The sequence below is a fragment of the Pseudomonas sp. Ant30-3 genome, assembly GCF_000690905.1.
Classification (GTDB): Bacteria; Pseudomonadota; Gammaproteobacteria; order Pseudomonadales; family Pseudomonadaceae; genus Aquipseudomonas.
The window spans coordinates 1-17,255 of sequence record NZ_JMCL01000124.1 but is presented as its reverse complement, the minus strand read 5'-3'; the positions used below and the strand labels follow the sequence as shown (position 1 = coordinate 17,255).

General features: G+C 60.0%; 15 protein-coding genes and 1 pseudogene. 3 read left to right on the top strand and 13 right to left on the bottom strand.

Annotated features, from left to right (window positions below; genetic code table 11):
* Both DU29_RS0125630 and DU29_RS0125625 read left to right on the top strand, forming a co-directional pair.
* Nucleotides 1-237: FAD-dependent oxidoreductase (locus tag DU29_RS0125630; protein WP_028624274.1), on the top strand; the 237-nt coding region annotated here is incomplete at its 5' end.
* The gene (locus tag DU29_RS0125625; protein WP_028624273.1) at nucleotides 234-911 is read left to right on the top strand and encodes a class I SAM-dependent methyltransferase; all 678 of its coding nucleotides are present in this window, start codon (nucleotides 234-236) and stop codon (nucleotides 909-911) included. The genes DU29_RS0125630 and DU29_RS0125625, both read left to right, overlap by 4 nt.
* 55 nt (nucleotides 912-966) lie before the next feature.
* Here DU29_RS0125625 and DU29_RS01000000130450 read toward each other — a convergent pair.
* Nucleotides 967-1,926 (bottom strand): annotated as a pseudogene (locus tag DU29_RS01000000130450) (IS110 family transposase); the annotation flags it as partial.
* A 373-nt stretch (nucleotides 1,927-2,299) separates the two neighbouring features.
* Between DU29_RS01000000130450 and DU29_RS0125615 the strand changes: the two are divergent.
* Nucleotides 2,300-4,948, top strand: coding sequence for an AAA family ATPase (locus DU29_RS0125615; protein WP_028624272.1), 2,649 nt, complete (start codon nucleotides 2,300-2,302; stop codon nucleotides 4,946-4,948).
* Between the two features lie 117 nt (nucleotides 4,949-5,065).
* On the opposite strand, the gene DU29_RS0125610 is transcribed toward DU29_RS0125615, so the two are convergent.
* From DU29_RS0125610 to hyi, 12 genes are all read right to left on the bottom strand, one after another.
* A complete protein-coding gene (locus tag DU29_RS0125610) occupies nucleotides 5,066-6,349 on the bottom strand; it encodes a hypothetical protein (protein WP_028624271.1) in 1,284 nt (427 codons plus the stop codon).
* A 13-nt stretch (nucleotides 6,350-6,362) separates the two neighbouring features.
* Complete coding sequence (locus DU29_RS0125605) at nucleotides 6,363-7,181, bottom strand: TIGR02391 family protein (protein WP_028624270.1); 819 nt, start codon at nucleotides 7,179-7,181, stop codon at nucleotides 6,363-6,365.
* A gap of 22 nt (nucleotides 7,182-7,203) precedes the next feature.
* Nucleotides 7,204-7,506, bottom strand: a complete 303-nt coding sequence (locus DU29_RS0125600) for a helix-turn-helix domain-containing protein (RefSeq protein ID WP_028624269.1) — start codon at nucleotides 7,504-7,506, stop codon at nucleotides 7,204-7,206.
* Nucleotides 7,490-7,873 (bottom strand): type II toxin-antitoxin system RelE/ParE family toxin, encoded by a 384-nt coding sequence (locus tag DU29_RS0125595; protein WP_028624268.1) that lies wholly within the window; start codon nucleotides 7,871-7,873, stop codon nucleotides 7,490-7,492. Before DU29_RS0125595 ends, DU29_RS0125600 begins: the two co-directional genes overlap by 17 nt.
* Nucleotides 7,874-8,012: 139 nt before the next feature.
* Nucleotides 8,013-9,212, bottom strand: a complete 1,200-nt coding sequence (locus DU29_RS0125590; protein WP_028624267.1) for a tyrosine-type recombinase/integrase — start codon at nucleotides 9,210-9,212, stop codon at nucleotides 8,013-8,015.
* 220 nt (nucleotides 9,213-9,432) lie between these two features.
* Nucleotides 9,433-10,431 (bottom strand): sulfate ABC transporter substrate-binding protein, encoded by a 999-nt coding sequence (locus DU29_RS0125585; RefSeq protein ID WP_028624266.1) that lies wholly within the window; start codon nucleotides 10,429-10,431, stop codon nucleotides 9,433-9,435.
* A 93-nt stretch (nucleotides 10,432-10,524) separates the two neighbouring features.
* Nucleotides 10,525-11,349 (bottom strand): ion transporter, encoded by an 825-nt coding sequence (locus tag DU29_RS0125580; protein ID WP_028624265.1) that lies wholly within the window; start codon nucleotides 11,347-11,349, stop codon nucleotides 10,525-10,527.
* 21 nt (nucleotides 11,350-11,370) lie between these two features.
* A complete protein-coding gene (locus DU29_RS0125575; protein ID WP_028624264.1) occupies nucleotides 11,371-12,285 on the bottom strand; it encodes an urea transporter in 915 nt (304 codons plus the stop codon).
* A gap of 146 nt (nucleotides 12,286-12,431) precedes the next feature.
* Nucleotides 12,432-13,847: a pyruvate kinase gene (pyk, locus tag DU29_RS0125570; RefSeq protein WP_028624263.1), complete on the bottom strand. Its 1,416-nt coding sequence runs from the start codon at nucleotides 13,845-13,847 to the stop codon at nucleotides 12,432-12,434.
* Nucleotides 13,837-15,117: a glycerate kinase type-2 family protein gene (locus tag DU29_RS0125565; RefSeq protein WP_028624262.1), complete on the bottom strand. Its 1,281-nt coding sequence runs from the start codon at nucleotides 15,115-15,117 to the stop codon at nucleotides 13,837-13,839. The genes pyk and DU29_RS0125565 overlap by 11 nt, the downstream gene beginning before the upstream one ends.
* Nucleotides 15,118-15,258: 141 nt before the next feature.
* Nucleotides 15,259-16,149, bottom strand: coding sequence for a 2-hydroxy-3-oxopropionate reductase (locus DU29_RS0125560; protein WP_028624261.1), 891 nt, complete (start codon nucleotides 16,147-16,149; stop codon nucleotides 15,259-15,261).
* A gap of 148 nt (nucleotides 16,150-16,297) precedes the next feature.
* Entirely contained in the window at nucleotides 16,298-17,080 is a 783-nt protein-coding gene (gene hyi, locus DU29_RS0125555; protein WP_028624260.1) for a hydroxypyruvate isomerase, read from the bottom strand.
* Between the last annotated feature and the right edge of the window lie 175 nt (nucleotides 17,081-17,255).

Sequence of the window (17,255 nt, the reverse complement as noted above, 5' to 3'; positions counted from 1 at the left end):
GTCGAAGCGATGGGCTGCGCGCTGGAAGAAACGCCCCTCGGCATGCAGGTGCGCACCGACGCCGAGAACAAGACTTCGGTGCCGGGTGTGTTTGCCTGCGGCGATGTGGCCCGGGCACCCCATTCAGTATCGCTGGCCGTGGGCAATGGCGCCATGGCCGGCGCCCAGGTGCACCGCTCGCTGCTCTGGCCAGAGACCGTCCAACCCGTGCAACAAGAGAAGGCTGCCGCCTCATGACCCCGTTCACGTTTTCCGGCACGACCATCGTTTCCAGCTATGCCGAGAACGCCACGCGAATGGTGCCCGGCCTGCGCGACTTGCCGAAGATGGCCGGCGCGCTGCTGGCCGAGCGTGTGCCGACCGATGCGCGCATCCTGGTGCTGGGTGCCGGCGGTGGGCTTGAGTTGAAGGGCTTCGCCGAGATGCAACCGGGTTGGCGCTTCGATGGCGTGGATCCGTCGGCCGAAATGCTCCAGTTGGCCCACACGACCCTGGGACCTCTCGCATCCCGTGCGCGCTTGCACGAAGGCTATATCGACACGGCTCCCATGGGACCGTTCGACGGCGCGACCTGCCTTCTGACGCTGCACTTTCTTCCGCGGGCCAAACGCCTGGAGACCTTGAAGCAGATGCACGTGCGACTCAGGGCCGGCGCTCCTCTGGTCGTCATCCATCACAGCTTCCCCAACGAAGGTCCGGACCAGGACAAGTGGCTCCAGCGCAACGCTGCTTTCGCGGTCGCCTCCGGAATGCCTTCGGCACAGGCCGAGAACATTCGGGCGCTCAAGGAGCGATTGCCCGTACTCTCGCCGGAGCAAGATACTGATCTGCTCAGCGAGGCCGGATTCACGCACATCGAGTTGTTTTATTGCGCATTCACTTTCAAGGGCTGGGTCGCGTACAGGCGATGAACGACTGAGCCCCCCGGCCGCGTTGTGGCACGATGTGAGCCTCCGCATCGTCCTGGGCAGTTGCCGCCGTTTCTTTCCAAGGCCTGCCGGTTCTCACCATGGCATTCAGAATGATCAGCAGCTTGCGCATGCAAGCCACGATGGCGACCTCTTTGGGCTTGCCTGCCGCCACCAGCCGCTCATAGCAGGCTCGGATCAGAGGGTTGTGCCGCATGGCTACGATTGCCGCCATGTAGAGGGCGCTGCGCACCGTTGCCCGACCACCGCAGATCATTCGCTTGCCGCGTGACTGGCCCGAGTCCCGATTCATTGGCGCGACGCCGACCAGTGAGGAGATCTGCTTGGCCTTGAGCTGCCCCAATTCTGGAAGCTCGGAGATCAGCGCAGCCGTAGTCGCCGGCCCAACGCCTTTGACGCTCTGAAAGAGCTTCGTCAGACTGACTTGATATTTGGCGAGATGCGCTGCGATGCTCGCGTCGATGTCCTGAACCTGGCGCTTCAGGATGTTCATCAGTTCGATGATCCCAGGCTGCACATCCGAGTGAGAGGCGTACTTGCGCTGACGTTCACTGACTTGCAAGCGGACAAGCTGCCTCCGACGGGTCACCAACGCATGCAGGCGCTGCTGCGTCTCATCTGCCATCGGCCTGGTGAGGCGATCCCGGTCTGGGCGTTTGTCGATCACTTCGGCCAGCTCTGCCAGCATCAGCACGTCGACGCGATCCGTCTTTGCCAGCCTGCCCATCGCCTTCGCGAAATCTCGCGCCTGTCTGGGATTGACTACCGCCACCTGGAATCCTGCGGCTTGCGGGGCGCAGGCACAGGCACAGGCAAATTGGTAGCGGCCAGTGGCCTCCATGACGACGAGTGAAATTGGTTGTCTCCTCAGCACTGCCACCAGGGCCTGGTGGCCCTCTTGGTCGTTACTGAAAACGGTGGCTGCGCCATCCCTCCCGATGGCTACATCAAGTGTGTTCTTCGAGATATCGATACCGACGACTATTCCATTGGCCATGATCTCTATGCCCCATCCTTGCAAATGCGAATGTGGTTCCTGCAACTGTTCGGGCTTGCAGAGACCAGTCGCAGACATGCGCTCAGGACTGACGCACGGGCTTGGAAGCACCGAGGGATAACGAGCTACATGCTGCGGCCCATCACCGGTGCCAAACGGCACCGGGCGTGAACGGCCCTCCGATCACGTGGAATGGAAGATACAAGGGATCAAAGCCGGATGGCCGCGATTTGGCACCAAGCGCGGGGCGCAGCCCGTGAACCCGACGGCGGTAGGCCGGGACGCTATCGCACTGCGGAATTGCCACAATGAAATGCAACAGATCGTTAAAATAACGTCATATCAAGGAAAATACTGAGGCAGGGAGACGGTCATGGCTATATTGCAAGAGATATTGGTTTGGACCCAGGGAATTCCCGCGTGGCAGAGCGATGCAATTTCTCGCTTGCTGGCGAAACAAACACTGACACCGCAGGACTACGAGGATTTGTATGCCTTGCTCAAGCTGGCACACGGAATCCCTGACCCAAAGAATCGTCAACCTCAGCCACTAACCGCCGACCAGATCCCAGCGAAGGTTAAGGCGACCACGCACATCGAGCTGCGGGCCATCAAGAATCTGCTTAACGTCAACGCAATTGCCGAGAATCAGCAGTTGGCGGTGGGTTCGGCGGGCATGACTGTCATTTATGGCGACAACGGATCCGGCAAGTCAGGATATTCGCGCGTTCTTAAGCGTGCCTGCCGCGCTCGCGATCAGTCCGAGCCCATTCATCCCAATGCCAATCTGCCCGGGGCCAAGGCAGGTAATGCTCAAGCATCCTTCGATATCACGATTGACGGTGCCGTCAAGGAAGTGACTTGGCACCAAGGGAAAGAGGCTCCACCAGAGCTTTCTTCATTCGCTATCTTCGACGCGCATTGCGCCCGGGCATATTTGGATAGTGAGGATGACTTCTCCTACGTGCCGTATGGTCTTGAAGTATTCGAGACGCTCGCCAAGGTCTGTCAACAGCTTAAAAACTCCGTTGAGCAGGAACACAAGCAGTCGGCTGTAGACCTCGCCGTATTCGCCCCGCTGCACGGCGAAACAGCCGTCGGCAAGCTGATCACGGGGCTCTCCGCGAAAACGACCACGGCTCAGATTGAGGCACTTGCCACTTTGAAGCAGGAAGAGCTTGAGCAGCGGGAAACGCTGGAGAAAAGCCTCAAAGAGAACAACCCGAAGGAGAAAGCCGGTCTCTTGCGTTTGCGCGCACGCCGCATTGCGGCGATCGCCAAGAATGCAGCCGATAAAGGACTTGTCGTCGGCCCCGAAGCCATCGCCAAGTTGAAGGCGCTGGCTGATAGCTTCCGTACAGCACAGGTCGCCGCCGCCCTTGCAGCGAAGAATTTCAAGGAGGGCGAAAATCTGCTGCCGGGGACTGGCGGAGAGGCGTGGCGGGAATTGTTTGATGCCGCCCGGAAGTTCGCGCTTGAAGCTCATCCAGATAAACAGTTCCCTGACTTGGGGACGGATGCCGCATGCCCGTTGTGTCAGCAGCCTCTGGCTGCGGGCGCAGAACGGTTGCTGCGATTCGAGGCGTTCATACAAGCGGAAGCGGAAAAGACGGCGCAAGCGCGGCGCCAAGCGCTTGCCGCCGACTACCGCCCATTTGCGGCCTCCGTCATGGTGTTGAACTTTGATGAGGCGACGCAGGCGGAAGTAGCGGAAATCGACTCACCGCTAGTGGCCGACACCAAGACTTTCGAGGCCGCACTGTCGGCGCGGCACGAAGCAATCAAGGCAGCGGTCGTCTCGCATGACTGGACGGGACTGGATCAGGCCCTGGTCAGCCCAGCGGATCGACTACAGGTGCTCGCTGACAAATTGAATGCGGAGGCGGAGGCCCTGGATAGAGCCTCGAATGAAGAAGCTCGCGCTGTGTTGCAGAAGCAACTAGGCGAGTTGGATGCGCGCGTAAAACTCAGTCAAGTTAAGGAGGCCGTGGCTACGGCAGTGACGAAGTTGGTGCACCAAGGGAAACTGAAGAACTGCCTGACTGCGGTCAGGACAAACGCTATATCCCTCAAAGCATCGGAACTCGCGGAAAAGGTGGTCTCCAAGGAACTGGCCGATGCGTTGAACTGGGAATTCAAAGCACTGGGCGTAGGGAGCTTGAGAGTTTCGCTGCAAAGCCGTGCCGACCGAGGGAAGGCGCTGCACAAGCTGAAACTGCAACTGCCGCAGGTTCGTAGTCCGGGTGAGATTCTGAGCGAAGGCGAGCAGCGTGCCATTGCGATCGGCTCGTTCCTCGCCGAGGTGGGATTGAGCGGTGGGAAAGGCGGAATCGTCTTCGACGATCCAGTCTCGTCCCTAGATCATCGTCGGCGCGAGCGCGTGGCCAAGCGCCTGGCCGCTGAAGCGGTGCAGCGGCAGGTCATCATCTTCACGCACGACATCTATTTCCTCTGTCTGCTAGCCGAAGAAGCAAAGCAAGTGGGTGCGGCAGTGGTCACGCAGAGCCTGACGCGGCGTGCTGAAGGCTTCGGCATAGCCGACCCGGAATTGCCGTTCGAAGGAAAGAACGCGAGCAAGCGCATCGGGGTGCTGAAAGCACAGCAGCAAGCAATCGCCAAACTGCACAAGGAAGGCAACGAGCAAGAACATCAAAGGCAGACGGTTGATGCGTACTTCCGCCTGCGCATGGCATGGGAACGCGCGGTGGAAGAAGTCCTCCTGCGAGAAGTCATTCTCCGCTTCCGAAAAGGTGTGGAGACACAACGGCTCGTCGGCGTGAGTGTGGGCGACGATGACTACGCGCAGGTCAACGCGGGAATGAGCAAGTGCTCCAACTATGCCCATGACAAAGCGATGATGGGCGGTGTTGCTATTCCTGATCCAGACGAACTGCTCACAGACATCCTCGCGCTGGAGAGCTGGCGTGCACAGGTTCACAAGCGTTCGGAAGAAACCGCCAAGAAGCGCAAAGCAGGGCCGCCGATTCCCGCAGGAGCTGGCGTGCAGGTCGCTCCAGCCTGAGCCAATTGGATCAAGCGCACAAGAATCAGGCGAGCGATCACGAGCCAAGCCAGCAGCAACGCGGCAGTATTGCCTTCTGGAATCGGTTCATCAGGACCGCGCGAGGCGGAAAGGTCGTCACGCCTCTTGGCTTGTTTCCACATGATTGCGGTGCAGATCTGAAACCACCGCGATCAACCTGTTGATCGGCTCGGCCAGCCGCTTCGGCAATACACGGTGCTGGGTATGGGTTTTCAGATCGGCAATCCAGCGGTGCGCCACCCACACGTCCTCTTCGGGGTGGTGGTTGTCCACGCCGTTGCAATACTTGTAGCCAACGAGCGCATCCGTGTGCGACAGCAGGATGCGCGCCATCGTCATGTGGAAGCGATGGGCCTGGAGGTCCGCCGGGCTTCTGGGGCGCGGGAGGGTCAGCCGAAGGCATCGCTGGGCGTTGAACTCACTCCAGTCAGGGCCAACGACCTGCCCCGCGCGTTCAAGCATCTTGCGCGACTGCTCGTTCTTGCCGTTGACCAGCGCAACGGCGACCGTACCCTTCGAGTACTCCAGCTTTTCGGCGAGCAGGTTCATCCAGCGCACCAACTTGTTCAGGGTCTGATCGTCGGCGAACACAAGGAACTGATGGCGTTGCTCGTCATCCAGAAACGCCGGCAATTGCGCGTAGAGGGGGTACAACAGATCGTGGAGATAGATGTAGGTTTGCCGGCGTCCTTGCTCGTGGCTCTGCGTGGTTGCGGTTAGTACCCGTTGTGCCCACTCGGGCGTAAGTTCGTCCAGCACCATTTCGGTGATGTCGATGGAAATCAGCGGAAATCCGAGCGACTTCCCGATTAGTGCCTTGCGCCCGTCGAAGGCGTGGCCGAGTTCGATTTCAACGCCACCCAGTACCATCGGCTCGGTTTGAACAGGTGGCCCAAGCACGGCAACGTCGAGCCGGAATTTGCTGCCGAATGGCGTTTCCAGAGGATGCTCGGTTGCCACTTGGTCGGCACCGAGCAACATGTTGCCTTCCAACGGATAGTCCGACGCATCCGCATCCTTGAACGCCCAGGGCATCGCAAGCCCGGCACTCAAGCGCCGGGAGAGCTCGGCCGCGACAAGTTCTTTTGCCCGCCGGTGTTCGGGACTTTCCTGGACAGCGTGCCACCGACTGGCTTCTTCATCGTCAAAGTGCGCTTTGGGATTAAAGGCGTGCTGAGTCGGAAGCACACGAAAATGGGATCGCCGACGCAGTTTCCCACTTTCAAAGGAAGGGCTAACCCATGTCACCATCTGCCGCGATGCGCCGGGAGACACTAGAGGCCAAAGCTTGCGCGCATGCTCCCGGCTGCGAACGTCGCGCGCAGCGATCGTGGTCTGGAAAATTCCTTTTCGAGAGAAGACAACGATCGCCTCGTCCATTCCTGTCTTGCCCCTATTGCGATGCGGCAGCGAACTTCGTGGTGCCATCCAGCTTGCGGTGAATCAGCGATACCAGCGTCAAGATGTCCAGCGCGTCCTGTTCGGACATGGGCCAATTCGTCTTGGGTGCATGGGCCAGCGGATTGCGCACAGCACCAAACAGTCCGATCAGCAGGTTGGCAAAGCCTTTCTGCTCGCTTTTTTCGGACTCGGTGGCGAGTGGTCCCAAAGCGAGAACAGGCTGCTGGCCCGCGAATGCCTTGTTCACCAGATCCGCGCCATCGCTGTTCAGGCCTGATAGCAGGCGAATCCGTTCTGCAACGCCTTTCGTTGCCTCAAACACGGCATGGAAGTAGTTTTCGTCCAGCAACTCGGCGCGGCAGTAGCTCAGCACTTCCGCATGAACGACACGGCTTTCCAGTGCGGCCTTGAGTCGTCCTGCACGGGCGCGCGCGGCATCGAGCGTCGTGGCCTTGTCGGCATGCCCGACCTTGCCGTCTTCGCGCATGTAGAAACCGGAGAAGGCCAGGACGACATTGAGTTCGTCGCGCCGCCAAGTGAATGTCACGGGGTCGCGGGCGTAGTTCACCGGGTTCATAGCGCGATTGATGAACATGATGAGATGGTTCCCGATCTGGTGCCGGTTTTGCGCGCCAGCCAGCGCATTGAACAACCGCTTCCATTTGGTAATGCCGGGCGACGTGTCGGCAACCTCGATTTCTTGCAACAAGCGCTCGATCTGCGTTCCACTCAGGCCCCGTTCGGTATCTGCAAGCACACGGCAAGCGGCTTCAAGATGCTGTGAGCTGAAAGGATCAATTCGCGTCGCCAATGTTTATCTCCCTCGTCAGGCATCAGATGATGGCCTGCAAGCCCTTGTCGGCGATGACGTTTAGCAGCTTGAGTGCCGGGCCGGTGGGATGGGTTTCGCCTTGCTCCCACTTGCGCACAGTCGAGGCCGAGGTATGCAGGTGCAGCGCAAACACCGGCTGGCTGAACTTCAAGGCTTCACGCAGGCGCTTGATGTCAGCAGCGCCAAACTCCCGCACTGGCGGCGGGCAAATCGCGTCGAACTCGCGCATCGTCACCTTGCTGATCGCTCCGGCTTCGTGGAGCGCCGCCAGGTCGCCGCGCAGCGATTCAATGATCTTGCTCACAATGCACCTCCAGTAAAACACCCGACTGCAACGCCTTCGACAAGGCTTCGGCAGGCAGTTCCAAGAACACCTTGCCGGCGAATTGCAGCGCCTTCTTCTCGTCCTGCGTGATGTTCGCCTTGTCGCTCTTAGGGAACCCATGCAGGAACACATAGCGGCTGCCAATCTTGGCCGACAGCAACGTGCGATAGCTGCCGCTCTTGCCTGCGCCAGGGCGGGCCACCCGCTTCTTGTAGAGGAAGCCTCCCAAGTCCGCGTCGATCAGACCGCTTTCCATCTCCTGAACTGCCTTGCACAAGGCAGCATCGGGCAGCTTCTCGCCCGACTGCCACCGAGCAAAGTCCTTGCGCTTGAGGATGGGCGTCATATCGACCTCCAAACTATACCCGTAACGGGTACACTTTTCAAGTTGGCGCGGTGAGGCCGCCCCGGAAGGGGCGGCACACCCGATTGTCGTGATAGCAACACGACAATCGGGGCTGGCAAGGCGGGAGCATGGTCGCCGGTCACGCCGTCGCCTCCGCAGCGCGGGATACGCCTGTGATCGTCTTGCGCCGATTTGCCACCAAATCAGCCGCTTCGCGCACCGGTTTGTCCTCTGTGTGGACGTAGCGCATGAACATCGCCACGGTCTTGTGCGCCGTCAGCGCCATGCCGACCTTCACCGGGATGCCGGAATTGGCAATGTCCGTCGCTGAACGGTGACGGATGCCGTGCGTGCCCACATGCGTCACGCCTGCAGCTTTGAGAGTGCGGCTCCAACCGTTGTAATACTCGCCGTCGGTCAGATGCCGATCAGGGTGACGCGGAGACGGTAATACATGGGGCGTCGTAGCATTGCGAGCCGCCGTCGAAAGAAGCCGATAGGCTTCTTCGCTCATGGGCTTGGACATACCGCCTGTCTTGCTGTCAGGCCACACCACCCGCCGGTTTTCCAGATCAATCCAATCCCATTGGAGTGAGACGATCTCAGAAAGGCGAGCGGCAAACTCGAATTGCAGGCGGATGGCCAACGGGATCACAGCATGCTCCAGGCCTTCCACCTCCAACTGGCCAAGGTAGCGAAACAACTTGCCCATTTCCTCGTCGCTGATCAGGTGAGTCGCCTTGCCGTTGGGGTACATCGGTACATGACGGCATGGGTTGGTGCCGTCAGGGCGATAGCCCCATACCTCGGCCAAGTTGAACATCTTGCGCATCACGCTGAACGTGCGGTTCGCATCGGCGGGCTTGTGCGCCATCTTCTTCATCATTGAAGCGACATCGGGCCGCTTCAGATCCTGCACCTTCAAGCGGCCAAGCATCGGAATGATGTTGCGATCAATGACGCTCTGGTAGCCTTCCTGCGTGCTCGGCTTGTTGCGCTGGCTGGAGTAGTCCTCCATGAACTTGATACACAGTTCCTTGACGGTGGGTGCCTGACGCGCTGCAGCCTTCTCTGCGGCAGGATCTCCACCCCGGCGCACTTGCGCCAGCCACTCCTGGGCTAGCGACCGGGCTTGTTCGACGGTCAGCTCTCCATACAGTCCCAAGGCAGGTTTGCGCCGCTCTCCGGCGTTTGTCCGGTACTGGAGCATGAACACCTTGCGGCCTGCCGGGGTGATCTTGCACAAGAAGCCAGGAACCAGGGTATCGCGCAGTTCGATGGGCTGAGCTTGGGCTTGTGCCGCATCGACTGCGGACTTGGTGAGTTTGATTTTCGCCATGATGACTCCTCGGAAGACCCGATTTCCAGGAGCCTGTTGGGAGCCAAGCGGGTGGAAGCCGGGTCAGGTTTCAGAAAGCACCGGCATATGATGAATCTGCCTAAGTTATTGATAAACCTGCTGTATCGAGCAACGGCGTAGCCCAGCGAAGTTCGGTGCTGGAGTCATGGTGAAATAAAAAAAGGCGGCCTCAAGGCCGCCTCCTTAGTACAGCCAGTGTTCACTGACCCGTGTAAATCTGGTCAAAAATCCCACCGTCATTGAAATGGGTTTTCTGCACCGAGCGCCAGTCACCAAAGGTCTTTTCCACCGAGAGGAAATCGACCTTGGGAAAACGATCGGTGTACTTGGCCAGCACTGCCGGGTCACGTGGACGCAGGTAGTTGGCCGCTGCAATCTCCTGACCTTCCGGCGACCACAGGTACTTCAGGTATTCCTCGGCTGCCGCGCGGGTGCCTTTCTTCTCGACGACTTTGTCGACCACAGTCACGGGCGGTTCGGCTTCGGCGGAGACGCTTGGGTAAATCACTTCGAACTGATCGCGACCAAATTCGCGCGCAATCATCTCCGCCTCGTTCTCGAACGTCACCAGCACGTCGCCGAGTTGGTTGGTCATGAACGTGGTGGTGGCTGCACGGCCGCCGGTATCCAGCACAGGCGCTTGCTTGAACAGTTTGCCCACGAATTCCTTGGCCTTGTTTTCGTCACCGCCGTTCTTCAGCACATAACCCCATGCCGACAGGTAAGTGTAACGGCCGTTGCCCGAGGTTTTCGGGTTCGGCACGATCACCTGGACGCCATCCTTAAGCAGATCCGGCCAATCCTTCAGGGCTTTGGGGTTGCCTTTACGGACGATAAACACGGTGGCCGACGTGAACGGCGCGCTGTTGTTCGGCAGGCGGGTAACCCAGTTGTCCGGGATCAATTTGCCGTTGTCCGCCAGGGCATTGATGTCGGTCGCCATGTTCATGGTGATCACATCAGCCGGCAGGCCGTCGATGACCGAGCGCGCCTGCTTGCTTGAGCCGCCGAAAGACATCTGCACGGTGATATTTTCTTTGTGCTCGGCTTGCCAGTGTTTCTGGAAGGCTGCGTTGTAATCCTTGTAGAAATCGCGCATCACGTCGTAGGACACGTTGAGCAGCGTCGGTGCGGCCTGGGCGAAGCTGGACAGGGCGAGGCCAGCAGCCAGAAGTGAGGCGCCAAAGAGTTTTTTCACCGCGCATTCCTTGTTCTGAATTTATTGATGAGGCAATTGCCAGCGACTATAACCGCGTCGGCATAGGCCTTTAAAGATTAAAAAGCTCTGTGCTTATTCCAGTTTCTTGAACAGTTGATTGCCGCATCGGCAGCAAAATGCGGCGCCTGCTTCGTGGCTGTTTTTCTTGCACACCGGGCAATCGGTTTGCAGCTGTTCGCCGCGCATGGCGTTGGCGAGCTCTGCGGTAAAAATCCCTGTGGGCACGGCGATGATTGAATAACCGGTGATCATCACCAGGGATGAAATGACCTGGCCCAAGGGCGTCTTCGGCACGATGTCGCCGAAGCCCACCGTGGTTAACGTGACGATCGCCCAATAGATGCCTTTGGGGATGCTGGTGAAGCCGTGCTCCGGCCCTTCGATCACGTACATCAAGGTACCGAACACCGTCACCAGGGTGCAGACGCTGACCAGGAACACCACAATCTTCTGCTTGCTGCCACGCAACGCCGACATCAGGTAATTGGCTTGCTTGAGATAGGGGCTGAGCTTGAGCACGCGGAAAATCCGCAGCATCCGAATGATCCGGATGATCAGCAGGTACTGCGCATCGGCGTAGTAAAGCGCGAGGATGCCGGGGACGATCGCGAGCAAATCCACCAGCCCGTAAAAGCTGAAGGCGTAACGCAAGGGCTTCGGCGAACAGTACAGGCGCAGGCCGTATTCGATGGCGAAGATGAGCGTAAAGCCCCACTCGATGTACGCCAGCAGGTCGGCGTAGTTCTGGTGGATCGAGTCGATGCTGTCGAGCATCACGACCACCAGGCTGGCCAGAATGATCAACAGCAAGATGCCGTCGAAGCGCTGCCCGGCCTTGGTGTCGCTCTGGAAAACCATGACGTAAAGCTCTTCACGCCAGTTTTTGTTGCTGTCCATGGAAACCGCCCAAACCAATGATCAGCGCAGCCTAGGTTGATTCTCCTCAGGAAGGCAAGGTGTACGGCTGATTGCGACTTTGCCGAGCACCTGAACGGCCGGGCGAATCAGCCAGCAGGCGAGGATGAACGGCGCGGTCAGCGTGGGCAGACCGATCGCGGCAAACACCGGCGTCAGCGACAGCGCGAAGGCAATACCGAGCAGCGGCAGCCAGGGTTGCTGGCGCATTGAGTAAAGGGCGAGGGCGGCGAGGACGCAGTTGTAGCCCCCAAGGCCAAGTAATGCGGTGTAAACGTCTTGGTGCAGCAAGCTCCAGCCCATACCCGCGACCGACGCCAGCATTGCCCAGCAAAACGCCCGACGATCAGCGACGAGCAAGCCGGCGGCAATCATCGCCCCGGCCAGCGGGTGGCCGAGGAACATCACCTGGCCCAAGCCTTTGAAGGGCGCCGCGAGCATGTTCGGTGTGTTGATTTCGATCAGATGTGCAGTGGACGAGGGCGTGGCGAAGCACAGTAGCAGCCAGCTCAGCACCACGAAGGGCGCGGTGTAGGCGGGCAGGTATTGGCTGACGCGTGCGCGTTTGAGCCATTGCTGGGTAACCATCGCACTCAGGCCGCCCGCAGCGATGATCAGCGGCGGCAACAGCGCGGACCACGGAAAATACAGGCTCAGCAGCAGGCCGAGCAGGACACCGTTGTAGCTGAACAGTCCCGCCTGACGATCAGCCTTTGCGTAGTTGCGCCGTTGCGCGGTGAGCAACCCGGCGACACCGCCGAGCAGGGCGCCGCCGAGCAGCACCGGCGCGGTAAAAAGAATCGCCAACAGGCACAGCAGGCCGCACAGCGGATCGCGCTGGAGGAAGATCTGGCTGAAACCGTTGAGCAGGGCAGTCGCCCAGTCGGGGCAGTGGGTGTTGAAGTGGTTGGCAGGCATGGCAGTTCTGAAAGTCAGTGAAACCGAGGTGCCTGCTTCGCGAGCAAGCCCGCTCCCACACTGAATCTTTGTTCAGTCATTGAATCTGTGGTGTACACAAATCAATTGTGGGAGCGGGCTTGCTCGCGAAGAGGCCGGTGTGGGCGCTAAATCAATGTTTCGATACGCAACGAATTAGTCGACCCCGGCTGCCCGAACGGCACACCCGCCGTGATCAACAACGTATCGCCACGCTGCGCCATGCCTTGGGCCTGTGCAATTTCCAGCGCCGTCGAACACACCTCATCCACCTGACGCAGGCGATCATTGACCACCGAATGCACGCCCCAGGCCACGGTCAAGCGGCGAGCCGTTTGCAGATTCGGCGTCAGATTGAGGATCGGCACTGTCGGCCGCTCTCTGGCTGCGCGCAGGCTCGAGGTCCCGGATTCGCTGTAATTCACCAACACCGCCACCGGCAGCACATTGCTGATACGGCGGATCGCACAGCTGATCGCATCGGAGACGGTGGCTTCGGCTTTCGGCCGGCTCACGTCCAGTTGCGCCTGATAATCCGGACCGTTTTCCACCTGACGGATGATCTTGCTCATCATCTGCACGGCTTCCAGCGGGTAGTCGCCGGACGCGGTTTCCGCCGACAGCATCACCGCATCTGCACCTTCCGCCACGGCGTTGGCAACGTCAGTGACTTCGGCGCGGGTCGGGGCCGGAGAGAAGCGCATCGACTCGAGCATCTGCGTCGCCACCACCACCGGTTTGCCGAGGGCACGGCAGGTCGAGATGATGTTCTTCTGAATCTGCGGCACGCTTTCCGCCGGGACTTCTACGCCCAGGTCACCGCGAGCAACCATGATCGCGTCACTCAACTCGGCGATTTCGCGCAGTTGAGTCACCGCCGACGGCTTCTCGATCTTGGCCATCAGGAAGGCTCTGTCGCCAATCAACTCACGCGCTTCGCGGATGTCCTGCGGTCGCTGCACGAACGACAGCGCGACCCAATCCACACCCAGCTCCAGACCGAAACTCAAGTCGCGCCGGTCCTTGGCCGTCAACGGGCTCAGGTCCAGTACGGCTTGCGGCACGTTGACGCCTTTGCGGTCCGACACTTCGCCGCCGTTAAGCACGGTGGTGTCGATCGCATCGTCGTACTTGGTGATCACACGCAGACGCAGCTTGCCGTCATCGAGCAGCAGGTCCATGCCTGGCTCCAGTGCGGCGATGATTTCCGGATGCGGCAGGTTGACTCGACGCTGATCGCCCGGCGTCGCATCAAGGTCCAGGCGCAGGGCCTGACCGCGATGCAGTTGCACCTTGCCGTCGGCGAACTTGCCGACCCGCAGTTTCGGGCCTTGCAGGTCCATCAGGATGCCCAGCGGATAATTCAGCTGGCGCTCGACTTCACGAATCCACTGAAAACGCTTGGCGTGGTCGGCGTGATCACCATGGCTGAAGTTGAGGCGGAAGATATTGACTCCCGCCTGCACCAGTTCACGGATGTCCTCGATGCCGTCGGTGGCCGGGCCAAGGGTGGCGAGGATTTTGACCTTTTTGTCAGGCGTCATGTTTTGGGTTCTCGAGAATCAGAATGGCGCGGAAGTCATTGACGTTGGTGCGCGTCGGCTCGGTGACGATCAAGGCGTCCAGTGCCTGGAAGTAGCCGTAGCCATTGTTGTTGTCGAGTTCGTCGCTGGCGCTGAGGCCGAGGGCTGCCGCGCGCGCGTAGCTGTCCGGAGTCATGATCGCGCCGGCGTTGTCTTCGGAGCCGTCGATGCCGTCAGTGTCACCGGCCAGGGCGTAAACGCCGGGCAAACCTTTGAGGCTGTCGGTCAGGCTCAGGAGGAATTCGGCGTTGCGACCGCCACGGCCATTGCCGCGCACGGTCACCGTGGTTTCGCCGCCCGAGAGAATCACGCACGGCACCGGCAACGGCTGACCGTGCAAGACCACTTGCCGGGCGATGCCGGCGTGGACTTTAGCCACCTCGCGCGATTCGCCTTCCAGATCACCCAGGATCAAGGGACTGAAACCGGCCTGACGCGCCTTCACCGCCGCCGCTTCGAGCGACTGTTGCGGACGGGCGATCAGTTGGAAATGACTGCGCTCTAGACTCGGATCACCGGGTTTGACGGTCTCCGATTCCGGGCTTTGCAGCCAGGAGCGCACCGAGGCCGGAATGTCGATGGCATAACGTTTGAGAATCGCCAGTGCTTCGGCGGATGTGCTCGGGTCGGCCACGGTCGGGCCGGAGGCGATCACCGTGGCGAGGTCGCCCGGTACATCGGAAATCGCGTAGGTGTAAACAGTGGCAGGCCAGCAGGCCTTGCCGAGACGGCCGCCCTTGATTGCCGAGAGGTGCTTGCGCACGCAGTTCATCTCGCCGATGGTTGCGCCGGATTTGAGCAGGGCTTTGTTGATCGATTGCTTGTCGGCAAGGGTGATGCCTTCGGCTGGCAGGGCGAGCAATGCAGAGCCGCCACCCGACAGCAGGAAAATCACCCGGTCAGCTTCGGTGAGGTTGCTGACCAGTTCGAACACGCGCCTGGCGACGGCTTGACCGGCTGCATCAGGGACAGGATGCGCGGCCTCGACCACTTCGATTTTTTCGCACGGGGCGCCGTGGCCGTAGCGGGTTACCACCAGGCCGGAGACTTCACCCTGCCAGCAGCGCTCGACCACTTGCGCCATGGCTGCCGCGGCTTTGCCGGCGCCGATGACGATCACCCGGCCGCTGCGATCAGCCGGCAGATACGCCTCGAGAACTAGCTGCGGATGGGCCGCGTCAATGGCTGTGGCAAACAGCTCGCGCAGGAATTGTTGCGGATCGACCGACATGGCGGGCTCCCGGAATTTTTTGTTGTTCTAAGGGCAACGCGGCCTGTAGGAGCCGGCTTGCTGGCGATGCAGGCGATGCGGTCAGTCTGATAAGCCGCGCAGACCGCATCGCCAGCAAGCCGGCTCCTACAGGGGATGACATTACTTATCGCGAATCGAGAAATTCGCCATGTGCTCCAGGCCTTTGATCAGCGCCGAGTGATCCCAGTTGCTGCCACCGATAGCCGCGCAGGTGCTGAACACTTGCTGGGTATTGGCGGTGTTTGGCAGGTTGATGCCCAGTTCGCGCGCGCCGGCCAGGGCCAGGTTGAGGTCTTTCTGGTGCAGGCTGATGCGGAAGCCTGGGTCGAACGTACCTTTGATCATGCGTTCGCCGTGCACTTCGAGGATCTTCGAAGAGGCGAAACCGCCCATCAGTGCTTCGCGCACCTTGGCTGGATCGGCACCGTTTTTCGAAGCGAACAGCAGGGCTTCGGCGACGGCCTGGATGTTCAAAGCAACGATGATCTGGTTCGCCACTTTCGCGGTCTGACCGTCGCCGTTACCGCCGACCAGGGTGATGTTCTTGCCCATTGCCTGGAACAGTGGCAGCACGCGCTCGAACGCATCAGCATCGCCGCCGACCATGATGCTCAGGCTTGCAGCCTTGGCACCGACTTCACCGCCAGACACTGGCGCGTCAAGGTATTGCGCGCCTTTCTCGTTGACCTTGGCCGCGAAGGTTTTGGTGGCGGTCGGCGAGATCGAGCTCATGTCGATGACGACTTTGCCCTTGCCAACACCCGCGGCAACGCCGTCGGCGCGGAACAGCACGTCATCGACCTGCGGGGTATCCGGAACCATGATGATGATGAATTCGGCTTCTTGCGCGACTTCTTTCGGGTTGGCCAGGGCGACAGCGCCGCCAGCAACCAGGTCAGCAGGCGCAGGGTCGTGGTGAGCCGACAGGAACAGGCTGTGACCGGCTTTTTGCAGGTTCAACGCCATTGGGTGGCCCATGATGCCGGTGCCGATAAATCCGATTTTAGCCATGTGAAAATTCCTCTTGTTTTTGTTGCTACTTCATACAAATGGAGAACTGCCTCTGTAGGAGCCGGCTTGCTGGCGATTCAGGCGCTGCGGTCTGATTGAGACCGCGCCGATGCCATCGCCGGCAAGCCGGCTCCTACAGGGATCAGTGTCAGATTGCGTTATGGCTTTTAAGCCAGCCCAAACCCGCTTCCGTGGTGGTCAGCGGCTTGTATTCGCAACCCACCCAGCCCTGATAACCGATGCGGTCCAGATGCTCGAACAGGAAGCGATAGTTGATTTCACCGGTGCCTGGTTCGTTGCGTCCCGGGTTGTCCGCCAATTGCACGTGGTTGATTTCACCCAGGTGCGATTGCAGCGTGCGCGCCAGGTCGCCTTCCATGATTTGCATGTGGTAGATGTCGTATTGCAGGAACAGGTTGGCGCTGCCGACCTGCTCGCGAATCGACAGGGCTTGTGTCGTGTTGTTCAGGTAGAAACCCGGGATGTCGCGCGTGTTGATCGCTTCCATCACCAGTTTGATGCCCGCCGCTTGCAGCTTGTCGGCCGCGTACTTGAGGTTGGCAACAAAGGTTTTTTCCACGGTGGCATCGTCAACGCCTTGCGGACGAATCCCCGCCAGGCAGTTGATTTGGGTGTTGCCCAGCACTTGCGCGTAGGCGATGGCCAGGTCGACACCGGCGCGGAACTCTTCCACCCGGTCCGGCAGGCACGCGATTCCGCGCTCGCCCTTGGCCCAGTCGCCAGCAGGCAGGTTGAACAGCACCTGGGTCAGGCCATTGGCGTCCAGTGTGGCTTTGATTTCGGCGGAGCTGAAATCGTAGGGGAACAGGTACTCAACACCACTGAAGCCGGCCTTGGCGGCCGCTTCGAAACGAGCGAGAAAATCCTGTTCGGTGAACAGCATGGACAGGTTGGCTGCGAAACGCGGCATGGTGGTCTCCCTTAAATTTGTCAGGCCCACTGTAGGGGCGGGCTTGTGTGGCGAGGGGATTTATCCCCGTCAGGGCGCGAAGCGGCCTCAAAACTGAAAACTGCGGCGTATCAGGTACACCGCACACGAGGTTCACGACTGCTTCGCAGCCTAACGGGGATAAATCCCCTCGCCA